Below are 11,864 nucleotides of genomic sequence, written 5' to 3' on the forward strand. Positions count from 1 at the left end.
TTACGCATCCTTAACAGTGATTTTCACCACGACAGCTCAAGATGGCGATATGTTCCACGGCAGTGTTGCCGTGGGTTCGCGGGTGCGGACGGCGACGACGTGCACGACGACGTGAACGACAGCATGGCAATGGGGCCTTGAGCGACCACGACGTGGGGAGAAGCCGGTGACGATGGGGCGAAGGGCCGCAATGGCGGCCGCGGCGACAGCGGTGGCGCTGACGCTGGCAAGCTGTTCCGGTGGTGGCGGGAACGACGACGGTGACGGCGGGGACGGCGGCGGTGGCAGCGACTCGGACGCGACGCTGCACCTCGGGCTCGCGCAGGACGTCGAGACGCTGCTGCCGATGGACTCGAACGTCGGGGACAACATCTCCGTGCTCGACGTCGTGTACGACGGCCTGGTCCGGTACGACCCGGAGACCACCGAGCCGTACAACTACGTCGCCGAGAGCGTCGAGAGCGACGACAACACGGTCTGGACCATCAAGATCAAGCCGGACCTGACGTTCCAGAACGGCGAGCCGGTCGACGCCGACGCGTTCGCGCGGGCCTGGAACTACGCCGCGTACGGACCGAACGCGATGGCGAACAACTACTTCTTCGAGCGCATCGCCGGCTACGAGGAGATGCAGGGCGAGACGGACGACGACGGGAACGTCGTCGAGGAGCCCGCCGCGAAAGAGCTCTCGGGCCTGAAGGTCGTGGACCCGCAGACGCTCGAGGTCACTCTCACCGGGCCGTTCGCCGCCTTCTCCACGATGCTCGGCTACACCGGGTTCTTCCCGATCGCGCAGGAGTGCCTCGACGACATCGAGGCGTGCGCGGTGCAGCCCATCGGCAACGGTCCGTTCCAGGTCGAGAAGTGGGACCAGGGCGTGAACCTCACGGCCCAGCGTTGGGAGGACTACACGCTGGAGGAGACGCCGGAGTACGGCGCCATCGAGTGGACCGAGTACACGGGCGAGGACAACTGGCCGGACTTCCAGGCCGGCAACCTCGACTTCGCCGTCCCGCCGCCCGCCGAGCAGGCGGCCGCGGCCAACGACCCCGACCTGCAGGAGCGCTACGTCGAGGGCCCGGGCGCCGCGCTCACGTACCTCGCCTTCCCGCTGTACAAGGACGGTCCGTGGCAGGACGTCGAGTTCCGCAAGGCGGTCTCGATGGCCATCGACCGGCAGGGCATCATCGACGCCCTGCTGCCCGGTCAGCGCGTGCCCGCCGACAGCTGGGTGGTGCCCGACGTCGTGCCGGGCGGCACGGGCGGTACGTGCGAGTTCTGCGAGTTCGACCCGGACGCGGCCAAGGCGGCGCTGGAGCAGGCCGGGGGCTGGCCCGAGGGCGAGACGATGACCATCCACCTCGGCCAGGACGCGACCGAGCAGGAGCTGTTCAAGGCGGTCGGCGACTCCATCCAGGAGACGCTCGGCATCCCGTACGAGCTGGACGCGACGCCGGACTACTTCGCCCGCCGCTCGGCGCGTGACTTCTCCGGCCCGTTCCGCTCCAACTGGTTCCCGGACTACCCGCTGAACGAGAACTACCTGGCCCCGGTTTACGCCAGCGGGGACGCGAAGAACGGCAACACGGAGTTCGGGTATTTCAGCGAGGACTTCGAGGCGGCGATCAAGGCCGGCGACGAAGCCGCGACTCTCGACGAGGCGGTCGCCCAGTACCAGGAGGCCGAGAAGATCCTGGCCGCCGACTTCCCGACGGTGCCCGTGGTGGTGGCGCAGAACACGTACTACTACAGCGAGAACGTCTCGAACGTCGTGCTCGACCCGTTCAGCGGCGAGCCCAAGCTGCGCCTCCTCGAGGTCAGCAGCGGCATGTGACACCGCCGGTTGAGCTTGTCGAAACCACGTCGCATCGGTTTCGACAAGCTCCACCGGCGTTCCCTCCCCGCACCACCAGAAAGACTGTGAATGGCCCGCTACATCTTGCGCCGTGTCTTCCTGGGCGCGGCCACCCTGCTGCTCGTGATGTTCGTGCTGCACCTGCTCACGACGTTCGCGATCCAGCTCAACGGCAACCCCGCCCTCGCGTTCTTCGGCGACCACATCCCGACGAAGTCGCAGCTCGCCGCGGTGGAGGCGCGCTACGGCCTCGACGACCCCTGTTACGACCAGCCGGGCAACCCGTGCCTCGGCCCGTTCGTCGAGCGGTTGGGCCAGTACGCGCAGGGTGACTTCGGCACCAACCTGCGCGGGCGGGAGGTGACGGACATCGTCGCGACGGCGGCGCCGAACACCCTCAAGCTGTTCCTCATCGTGACGATCGTGTGGTTCGTGCTCGGCATGGGCCTGGGCACGATGGCGGCGCGCTGGCGCGGCCGGTCCGGGGACCACGGCATCCGGCTGACGTCGGTGCTGATCGACGCGTTCCCGATCTTCGTGCTCCTGTTGGTGTACCGGTACGTGTTCTCGGTGCCTCTGAACGGCTGGGCCAAGGAGACGTTCGGGGCGAGCAGCCTGCCCGCGCTGTGGTTCCGGCCGTCGTTCGACGACGACCATCCGTGGGCGACGTTGCTGGTGCCCGGGATCCTGCTGGGCCTGGCGGGGTCGGCGGCGTTCATCCGGCTGGTGCGCGCGAGCCAGCTCGAGTCGTACGCGGGCGACCACGTCCGCACGGCACGCTCACGCGGGCTGAACGAGCGGCACGTGGTGCTGCACCACGTGGTGCGCAACTCGGCGGTGCCGGTCGTGACGGCGATCGGACTGACCTTCACCGAGGCGCTCGCGGGCGCCGTCATCACCGAGGGGATGATGAACATCTACGGCATGGGCGGGGTGCTGTGGGAGGCGGTCCGCGCCGCGGACGTGGCGCTCGTCCTCGGCGTGGTCACGATCCTTGCGGCGGTGACGGTGGCCGTGATGCTGGTGGTCGACATCGCCTATGCCGCCCTCGACCCGAGGATCCGATATGCCTGAGCCTTCCGCCGCCATCGCCACCCCGGAGGCGCCGGGCGTGGACGCGTCGGCGTCGCTCGGTGGGGACGCCTGGCGCCAGCTCCGCCGCCGGCCGGACGTGATCGTCTCCGCGATCGTCGTCGTCTTCTTCGCCGTGATGGCGGCGTTCCCGACGCTGTTCACCAGCACGAACCCGCAGCGCTGCGTCATCGGGGACTCGAAGATCCGGCCGCAGGGCGTCGGCGCCACCCACCCGCTCGGCACCGACGTGCACGGGTGCGACCTGCTGGCGCAGCTGGTCCACGGGGCCCGTCCGTCGCTGCTGCTGGCGTTCGTGGTCGTGGGCGTGTCGCTGATCATCGGCGTGGTGCTCGGCCTGCTCGCCGGGTACTACCTGGGCTGGGTGGACACGCTCGTGTCCCGGACGATCGAGGTGTTCCTCGTCATCCCGCTGCTGCTCGCCGCGCTGCTGCTGCTGTCGCTGTTCCGCAACGTGAGCGTGGGGGGCGGCACGTTCGACGTCATCCTGCTGCCGGCGGTGGTGCTCACCATGTTCGGCTGGATGGGGTATGCCAGATACGTGCGGGCGAGCGTGCTGGAGGCGAAGAACCTCGACTACGTGACCGCCGCCCGCGCGCTGGGTGCGTCGGACCTGCGGGTGATGGTGCGGCACGTGCTGCCCAACGCGATCGGCCCGGTGACGGCGCTCGTGCCCACGGCGATCGCGGGCGTGATCAGCGCGGAGGCGGTGCTCGCGTTCCTCGGCATCGGGGTCCGCCCGCCCGCGATCAGCTGGGGGATCATGATCACGAACGGTGCGGACTGGGTGACAGGCGGGTATGCGTACCTGCTGCTGTACCCGCTCGGGTGCCTGATCCTCACGGTCCTGGCGCTCGTCGTCCTCGGCGACGCCCTGCGCGACGCCCTCGACCCGAGGCTCCGGTGAGGGGGCAGGTGAACGACATGAAACCCGATCTCGGCGCCACGCTGCTCGAGGTGGAGGACCTGGCCGTCGAGTTCCGGTCCGACGACGGCGCCGTGCGCGCGGTCGACGGGCTCAGCTACCGGGTGGAGGCGGGGCGCACGCTGGCCCTGGTGGGCGAGTCGGGGTGCGGCAAGTCCGTGAGCTCGCTCGCGGTGATGGGCCTGCTGCCGCCGACGGCGCGCGTCGTGCGGGGGGCCGCGCGCTACCGCGGCACGGACCTGCTCGGGCTGTCGCCCACGAAGCACCGCGCGCACTGCGGCACGCACGTCGCGATGGTGTTCCAGGACGCGCTGGCCGCGCTCAACCCGGTGCACACGGTGGGCTACCAGCTCTCCGAGTCGCTGCGGGCGCGCTCCGGGGTGTCCCGACGCGAGGCGCGGAAGCGGGCGGTCGAGCTGCTCGACCTCGTGAAGGTGCCGAATGCCCGTCAGCGGGTCGACGAGTACCCCCACCAGTTCTCCGGCGGCATGCGGCAGCGCGTGATGATCGCGTCCGCGCTCGCCCTCGACCCGGACGTGCTCATCGCGGACGAGCCGACGACGGCGCTGGACGTCACGGTGCAGGCGCAGGTGCTGCGCCTCCTCGCCGAGATCCAGGCGGAGCGGCAGATGGGGCTGGTGCTCATCACGCACGACCTGGGCGTGGTGGCCGGCGTCGCCGACGACGTGACGGTGATGTACGCAGGGCGGGCCGTGGAGCATGCACCCGTGCGCGACCTGTACGCCGCCCCCGCACACCCGTACACCCGGGCGCTGCTGCGCTCGGTGCCGCGGGTCGACGCGCCGGACGACCGCACCGCCGGCGGCCGGCTGCCCGTGGTGCCGGGCCGCCCGCCCGTGCCGGGCCGCGTGCCCTCGGGCTGCCCCTTCCACCCCCGGTGCGACATGGCGCAGGACGTCTGCCGCACCGACGTGCCGCCGCTCGACGACGTCGCCCCCGGGCGGTCGTCGGCCTGTCACTTCGCCGCCGAGCTCCTGGGAGGCGTCCGTGCCTGACCGGCCCGATCACACGACGGACACCTCGTCCGACGTCCCGCCCGACACCTCCTCCGACGTCGTGCTCGAGGTGCGCGACCTCGCGAAGTCGTACCCGGTGCGCAGCGGCGTCGTGATCAAGCGCACGACGGGCCACGTGCAGGCCGTGGACGGGGTCTCGCTCGCGCTGCGGCGCGGGCGCACGCTGGGCCTGGTGGGGGAGTCCGGGTCCGGCAAGTCCACGCTGGCGCGCGTGCTCGTGGGGATCGAGAAGCCCACCCGCGGCCAGGTGCTGGTGGACGGCGAGGACGTGTCGACGATGTCGCGGGCCGCCCGCCGCGAGCTGCGCCGGTCGGTCCAGATGGTCTTCCAGGACCCGTACACGTCGCTCAACCCGCGGATGTCGGTGGGCGAGATCGTTGCCGAGCCGTTCCGCATCCACCCCGACGCCGTCCCCGCCGGCGGGCGGCGCAAGGCCGTCGCGGACCTCCTCGAGCTGGTGGGCCTCGACCCTGATCACACCCACCGCTACCCGCACCAGTTCTCCGGCGGCCAGCGCCAGCGCATCGGCATCGCCCGGGCGCTCGCGGTCAAGCCGCGCGTGCTGGTGTGCGACGAGCCGGTCTCCGCTCTGGACGTCTCCGTGCAGGGGCAGGTCATCAACCTGCTGGAGGACCTGCAGGACGAGCTCGGCCTGGCGTACCTGTTCATCGCGCACGACCTGGCCGTCGTGCAGCACATCGCCGACGAGGTGGCCGTCATGTACCTCGGCCGCGTCGTCGAGGAGGGCGACGGGCCCGCGGTGTACGACGACGCGCACCACCCGTACACCCGAGCCCTGCTCTCCGCGGTGCCGGTGCCGGATCCGACGGCCCGACCCGCCGAGGGCGCGCTGCTGCTGGAGGGCGACCCGCCGTCGCCCGCCGATCCGCCGTCCGGCTGCCGGTTCCACACGCGCTGCTGGCTCGCCCGGCAGCTCGCCGCGCAGCAGGGCGTGTCCGGCGACGGGCCGGACGCCGTGCCCGAGCGGTGCCGCACCGAGGACCCGGTGCTGGTGCCGCTCGGCCGACGCGACGACGCGTTCGTGCCGCACGCCACCGCCTGCCACTTCGCCCGCGAGGCGGCGGCGCTGGGCGGTGCGCCCGACGTCGACCCCGAGGCGACCCTCGACCCCGACACCGCCCGCGCCGTCGTCCACCACGCCCAGACCGATCCCGTGCCCGAGACCGTCTCCGACAGCACCGTCCCCGACAGCACCGTCCTCGAGAGCAGGGAGCGCTGACCGTGCCCGACCCCCGACCGACCGTCGTCCTCGTCCAGAACTCCCCCCGCAGCGGGCCGGGGCGCATGCCCGGCTGGCTGGAGGAGGACGGCGCCGCCGCCGTCGTCGTCCAGGGGGCCGACCTCGCCGAGCAGGTCCCCGCGCTCGCCGGTGACGGCGCCTCTGTAGATGGCCTCGTGCTGCTGGGCGGCGGGCTGCTGCCCGACGAGGACGAGCACGCCCCCTGGCTGCCGCACGAGCGTGCGCTCGTGGCCGAGGCGCTGGACGTGGGCGTACCGGTGCTCGGCATCTGCCTCGGCGGCCAGGTGCTGGCGCACGTCACGGGCGGCACGGTCACCGGGCGCTCGGGGGAGACCGAGAAGGGCCTGTGCCCCGTGCGACTGCTGGACGATGCGGCCGACGACCCGCTGCTCGGTCCCGTCGGACCGCTGGCCGACGACGGGGTGGTGCGCATGGTCGAGAGCCACGTGGACTCGATCACCGGCCTGCCGCCGGCGGCCGTCCACCTCGCCACGAGCGACGCGTGTGGCGTCCAGGCGTTCCGGGTGGGAGACGTCGCCTGGGGGCTGCAGTTCCACCCCGAGGCGGCGCCCGAGCGCATCGGCACCTGGGACGCGCACGAGCTGGCCGGCCTCGGCTTCGACCGCGACGAGCTGCTGGCGGCCGCGCTCGAGGAAGCGCCCGTCAACGAGCGGCAGGCCCGCGCGCTGTCCGCCGCCTTCGCCGCCGTCGTCCATCGCTGTGAGCGCGCAGGTGGCCCCGCCGATCGGCGTGTCGAGGGCCAGTCGCGCGCCCACGGCGTGGGGGGTGGGCGCTGATGCCGGCCACCGGGACGCACTCGGACGGCGTGCCCGTCGTCGCCTACCAGGTGCGGTGGGCGGGCGGGGAGGTGCTCGCGGAGCGGTCCGCGGACGCCTCGTTCTACGCCGCGTCGACGGTCAAGCTCGCGGTGCTGGCGGCGGCGGCCCGGGCGCTGGACTCCGGTGCCATGACGCTCGAGCAGGAGGTGGCCAGCACCGACACGTTCCGCTCGCAGGTGCCGGGCGCGCCCGACTATCGCATCGAGCCCGACGACCTCGACCCCGGCATGCCCGCCCCCGGCACCTTCATGCCGGTGGGGCTCGTGGTCGAGCGGATGGTGGTCGTCTCCTCCAACGAGGCCACGAACATGGTGATCGACCTGGTGGGTCTGGACGCCTCCAACCGCGTACTGGCCGACGCAGGAGCCACCGGGAGCGTCGTCGGCCGCAAGTACAGCGACCTGGCCGCCGAGGACCGCGGCGACAGCCACCGCGTCACGGCGGCCGACCTCGCCGCGCTGATGTCCGCCGTCGTCACCGGGCGCCTCGCGGGGCCCGAGCGCACCGCCTGGATGCTCGACCTGCTCGCCCGCCAGACCGACCGGCAGCTCACCGCCGCCGCGCCCGAAGGCGCGCCGTACGGGTCCAAGTCGGGCTGGGTGGACGGCATCCGGCACGATGTCGCGTACATCGGCGAACCCGGTCCCGACGCACTGGTCGTCGCGGTCTGCACCCGCGGCTACGACGAGGTGCAGGCGGAGGAGACGCTGAAGGCGCTGGGCGAGCTCGCGCTCACCCTCACGAGCGCGCGCTGAGCGGGTCGGCGGTTCAGCTGCGCTGCCGGGCCGACGCCAGCCACATCGCCGAGGCCATGACGCCGAGGAGCGCGGCGACGACGGCCAGCGGCGCCGTCCAGCCGCCCGTCGCCTCGTGCACCGCGCCCATCGTCGTCGGCGCGAGAGCCGCGCACCCGTAGCCCGCCGTCTGCACGACCGCCGACGCCCGCCGTGCCACCGCGACTCCCGGGCTGCGCTGCGCCACCAGCGTGAAGATCGCGGTGAAGTTGCCGCCCTGCGCGGCCCCGGCGAGGCACACCCAGAGGAGCCACAGGTCGGGCGCGAGGAGCAGCCCCAGCGGCAGGGAGATCCACAGCGCCGACAGCAGCATGGCCACGGTGCGTGCCGACAGTCCCCGGGCGATGCCGGCCGGCACGATGAACGAGCCCAGCACCGCGCAGAGCTGGAACGGCGCCGCCGCGCCGCCGGCGCCGACGGCGGTCATGCCGAGGCGGTCGTGCAGCATCTCCGGCAGCCACGCCGTCACCGCGTAGTAGCCGCTGGCCTGGCCCGCGAACGCGACCGACAGCAGGACGACGAGGCGCCGCACCACCGCCCGGGCGGCAGGGTCGAGGGCCGCAAGCTCCGCGCGGGCGGACGCCGGGCGCGCCGCCCGCACCCCGTCCCCTGTCGCCGCGCGCCCGTGGGCCGCGAGCCGACGGCCCGCCGGGACCCACGCGACCAGCGCGAACACCGCGAGCACGCCCCACCCGGCCAACGCCCACTGCCAGCCGAACGCCGTCGCGAGCGGCACCGTGAGCATCGTGGTGAACGTGGACCCCAGGTTCATCATCGCGCTGTACGCGCCGGTCACGGCCGCGGCCCGGCGCCGGAAGTCCCGGGTGATGACCACCGGCACCGCCACGTTGCCGATGGTGATGGCGATGCCGACCACGGCGGTGCCGGCCAGGGCCGCCGGCACCGAGCCCGCCGAGCGCACCACCGTGCCGGCGAGGATGCCGGCCAGTGCGGCGCCCAGCGCGAGCTCCGGGCCCATCCGCGCCACCAGCACCGAGGCCAGCGGCGTGCACAGCGCGAAGCACAGCACCGGCACGGACGTGAGCAGCCCGGCCCCCGTGGGGGTCAGGCCCAGCCCCGCCGCGACCTCGTCCACCACCGGCGGCAGGGACGTGATGGGGGCCCGGAGGTTGAGCGCCACCAGCAGCAGTGCGGCCAGCAGCAGGCCCGTGCGGGCGCCGTCGTCCCGGGCGCCGGACGGGGAGGGGTACTGAGTCACTCGATGATCACTCGATGATCACTCGGTCGTCGATAGGTCGGTCATCCGGTCGTCACTCGTCGAACTGGCCGACCACGGTGCGCAGGAGGTCGGCGAGCTGCGGTCGCACCGCGGCGGGGAGCGCGTCCAGCACGCGCGCCTCGACGTCGAGCAGGTCGCTCATGGCCGCGTCCACCCGCTGGCGGCCCGAGGCCGTCAGCTGTACCAGCACCCCGCGCCGGTCCTCCGGCGCTCGGTGCCGCTCCACCAGGCCGCGCTCCTCGAGCCGGTCGATGCGGTTGGTCATCGTGCCGCTGGTGACGAGCGTCTGGGCGACCAGCACGCCGGGGGACAGGCGGTACGGATCGCCGGCGCGACGCAGCGCGGACAGGACGTCGAACTCCCACGTCTCCAGGTCGTGCCGCGCGAACGCGCCCCGACGTGCCCGGTCCAGGTGGCGCGCCAGCCGGCTCACCCGGGAGAACACCGTCAGGGGTTCGACGTCCAGGTCCGGGCGCTCGCGGTGCCACGCGTCGACGATCCGGTCGACCTCGTCGGAACGCGCCTCGACATCCATGGGGACGAGACTACCGCCGGTCTCTCGACGTCAAGAATCTTGACGCGACACTTGGGTTGCGGCGAGGTGGTACGGGAGGTCTCGTCGCGAGGCGCGCCATCCGCCGCTCGTTCCTCGCGGCTCCCGCCAGGCCCGACCAGCCTCGCGACGAGACCTCCCGTACCACCTCGCGCTTTCGTCCTGCGCGCCGCTTCGCTTCCGCTCGAAGAACTACCTCGCCTGAGGTCGGACTATCTGGTCCGAACCCGGACTACCTCGCGGAATCTCGGACTACCTCGCGGAATCTCGGACTACCTCGGCGAGACCCGGACTTCCTGGGCTGTCAGGCCTGGGCGGCCTCGCCCTCGGCGGTCTCGGTGACGACCTGCTCGACGGTGACGTGTCGCGCGCCGCGCAGCGTGACGAACGCAACGGCGGCGGCGGCGAGGACGACGACCGCCGCGACGAGGAACGCGGTGTGCATCCCGCTGACGTAGGCGCTCCCGGCGACCTGCGCGGCGGAGGCGTCCAGATGGGCGGGGACCGACCCCTGGGCGAGGCCCTGGAGCTCGGCCTCGTCCAGGCCCAGGGCTGCCGTGCCGGAGTGCACTCGTGCCGCGACGAGCGAGGACATGACGGCGGTGCCGGCTCAGGCGTCGTGGGCTCGCAGGAACTCGTCGACGATCGGCAGCACCTGGTCGGGGAGCTGCCACAGGACGCCATGGCCGCCGCCGGGCACCAGCTCGACCCGCGAGTCCGCCACGTGCGCCGTGACCCGCTGTCCGGCGACGACGGGGTCGCCCAGGCGGGTCTCGGCGCCGAACACGGCGAGCGTGGGCGCGGTGATCGCGCGCAGCTGGTCGTCGGTCAGGGGGGTCGGCCACGGCGTCCGCCGGCGGTAGCGCGTCGCGGCACGCGCGAGGGCGCGGTCCTCGTCGGACGTCGTGACCCCCGGGGTAAGCCACTCGTCGAGCCGCGCGAAGCTCCGCGCGGTGGGCACGGCGGCCGCGCGGACCATCCGGGCGACGACCTTCCGCGACGGCTTGACCAGCGCGGTGATCCCCTCGCCGAGGGTGAGGCTGGCCAGTCGGCGCGGGGCGCGGCTCGCCAGGAGCGCGGCGAACCAGGCGCCCTCGGAGTAGCCGAGGACGTGCGCGCACTCCAGGCCGAGCCCCGCCAGCAGTTCCTCGCCCCACGCGCCGTAGTCGGCCGGCGTCGTCAGCGGCGCGGTCTGCTCGCTCCGGCCGGCCGTGCCGACGACGTCGGGCGCGTACACGACGCGGTCGGCCGCCAGCGCTGGCACGACGCCGTGCCAGCTCAGGCCGGTGCCGTTGAGGCCGTGCAGCAGGACCAGCGGCGTGCGTGGGCCGGTACCGGAGCGGCGCACGTGGGTGGTCCCGAACGAGGTGGCGACCTGCAGGTCGGACGACGGCAGCGGCCAGCGGGACTCCAGCGCGCCGTACGCGGTTTCGTACGCGGTCCGTGCGGCGTCGTTCGTGAATCGGCCGGTGGTGGTCATCGGGAGCACTCCTGGGTCGTTGGTGATATGACCGTACCATCAACTTGGTACGGACGTATCATCAAGGCGACGACCGGCTGTGGTCGCCACCGACGAAGGGGAGAGTGCCTGTGCCACGACGGGTGGACCATGCGGAGCGCCGCCGGCAGATCACCGACGCGAGCCGGCGCGTCGTCGCGCGCGACGGGCTCGAGGCGGCGACGTTCCAGGCCGTCGCCGGCGAGGCGGGGGTCTCGGTGCGGCTGGTGCAGTACTTCTTCGGCAACAAGCACGGCCTGCTCGTCGCGACCCACCGCGCCGTGATCGAGGACGCCGCCTCCCGCTTCGGCGGCGGCGCCCCGGACGACGCGCCCGAGCCGCCGCCCCGCGACCTCCTGCGCGCGGTCCTCACGGCGCTGCTCCCGCTCGACGACGCGCGCCGGGCCGACGCCGTCGTCCTCGCCGCGTTCCATGCCGCGGCGCTGACCAGCGCGACCGTCGGCGCGGACGCGCTGCTGGGGGCGCCGCGCGCCCTCGTCGACCTGGTCGCCGCGCAGCTCCTGCGTGATTCCGACGGCGACGGCTCCGAGGACGGCTCCGAGGACGGCTCCGACAGCGCGTCCGACGGCGCTTCCGACCGTGACGCCGCGGTGCTGGACGCGGAGCTGGTCCTCGCCGCGGTCGCGGGGCTGACCCAAGGGATGCTGCCCGGCCACTACTCGCCCGAGGCCGCGCTCGCGATCGTCGACCGGCTGCTCGACCGGGTGCTCGGCCCGGCAGGCCGGGCCGCGTAGACAGCCGGGCCGGGC

General features: G+C 73.1%; 12 protein-coding genes. 8 read left to right on the forward strand and 4 right to left on the reverse strand.

Going from position 1 to position 11,864, the window contains the following annotated elements; all coding sequences use genetic code 11:
* Positions 1-172: 172 nt before the first annotated feature.
* The 7 genes from AC1C2W_RS01530 (at position 173) to AC1C2W_RS01560 (ending at position 7,764) form a co-directional block, all read left to right on the forward strand.
* On the forward strand, positions 173-1,834 hold the full coding sequence (locus tag AC1C2W_RS01530; protein WP_495412171.1) for a peptide ABC transporter substrate-binding protein: 1,662 nt from the start codon (positions 173-175) through the stop codon (positions 1,832-1,834).
* Positions 1,835-1,924: 90 nt separating this feature from the next.
* Positions 1,925-2,929: an ABC transporter permease gene (locus tag AC1C2W_RS01535; protein ID WP_495388125.1), complete on the forward strand. Its 1,005-nt coding sequence runs from the start codon at positions 1,925-1,927 to the stop codon at positions 2,927-2,929.
* Positions 2,922-3,854 (forward strand): ABC transporter permease, encoded by a 933-nt coding sequence (locus AC1C2W_RS01540; protein ID WP_495412172.1) that lies wholly within the window; start codon positions 2,922-2,924, stop codon positions 3,852-3,854. The genes AC1C2W_RS01535 and AC1C2W_RS01540 overlap by 8 nt, the downstream gene beginning before the upstream one ends.
* A gap of 17 nt (positions 3,855-3,871) precedes the next feature.
* A complete protein-coding gene (locus tag AC1C2W_RS01545; protein WP_495388123.1) occupies positions 3,872-4,888 on the forward strand; it encodes an ABC transporter ATP-binding protein in 1,017 nt (338 codons plus the stop codon).
* The gene (locus AC1C2W_RS01550; protein WP_495412173.1) at positions 4,881-6,149 is read left to right on the forward strand and encodes an ABC transporter ATP-binding protein; all 1,269 of its coding nucleotides are present in this window, start codon (positions 4,881-4,883) and stop codon (positions 6,147-6,149) included. Before AC1C2W_RS01545 ends, AC1C2W_RS01550 begins: the two co-directional genes overlap by 8 nt.
* 2 nt (positions 6,150-6,151) lie before the next feature.
* Entirely contained in the window at positions 6,152-6,967 is an 816-nt protein-coding gene (locus AC1C2W_RS01555) for a type 1 glutamine amidotransferase (RefSeq protein ID WP_495412174.1), read from the forward strand.
* The gene (locus tag AC1C2W_RS01560) at positions 6,967-7,764 is read left to right on the forward strand and encodes a serine hydrolase (protein WP_495412175.1); all 798 of its coding nucleotides are present in this window, start codon (positions 6,967-6,969) and stop codon (positions 7,762-7,764) included. The genes AC1C2W_RS01555 and AC1C2W_RS01560 overlap by 1 nt, the downstream gene beginning before the upstream one ends.
* A gap of 13 nt (positions 7,765-7,777) precedes the next feature.
* Here the strand turns inward: AC1C2W_RS01560 and AC1C2W_RS01565 are convergent, their stop codons facing one another.
* From AC1C2W_RS01565 to AC1C2W_RS01580, 4 genes are all read right to left on the reverse strand, one after another.
* Positions 7,778-9,022, reverse strand: coding sequence for an MFS transporter (locus tag AC1C2W_RS01565; protein WP_495412176.1), 1,245 nt, complete (start codon positions 9,020-9,022; stop codon positions 7,778-7,780).
* A gap of 52 nt (positions 9,023-9,074) precedes the next feature.
* Positions 9,075-9,578, reverse strand: a complete 504-nt coding sequence (locus AC1C2W_RS01570; RefSeq protein WP_495388119.1) for a MarR family winged helix-turn-helix transcriptional regulator — start codon at positions 9,576-9,578, stop codon at positions 9,075-9,077.
* Positions 9,579-9,900: 322 nt separating this feature from the next.
* Positions 9,901-10,191 (reverse strand): hypothetical protein, encoded by a 291-nt coding sequence (locus AC1C2W_RS01575; RefSeq protein ID WP_495412177.1) that lies wholly within the window; start codon positions 10,189-10,191, stop codon positions 9,901-9,903.
* Positions 10,192-10,206: 15 nt separating this feature from the next.
* On the reverse strand, positions 10,207-11,076 hold the full coding sequence (locus tag AC1C2W_RS01580; RefSeq protein WP_495388117.1) for an alpha/beta fold hydrolase: 870 nt from the start codon (positions 11,074-11,076) through the stop codon (positions 10,207-10,209).
* A 104-nt stretch (positions 11,077-11,180) separates the two neighbouring features.
* Here AC1C2W_RS01580 and AC1C2W_RS01585 point away from each other — a divergent pair, with 104 nt between their 5' ends.
* On the forward strand, positions 11,181-11,849 hold the full coding sequence (locus tag AC1C2W_RS01585; RefSeq protein WP_495412178.1) for a TetR/AcrR family transcriptional regulator: 669 nt from the start codon (positions 11,181-11,183) through the stop codon (positions 11,847-11,849).
* Positions 11,850-11,864 lie beyond the last annotated feature (15 nt).

The organism is Isoptericola sp. Y581, assembly GCF_059445475.1.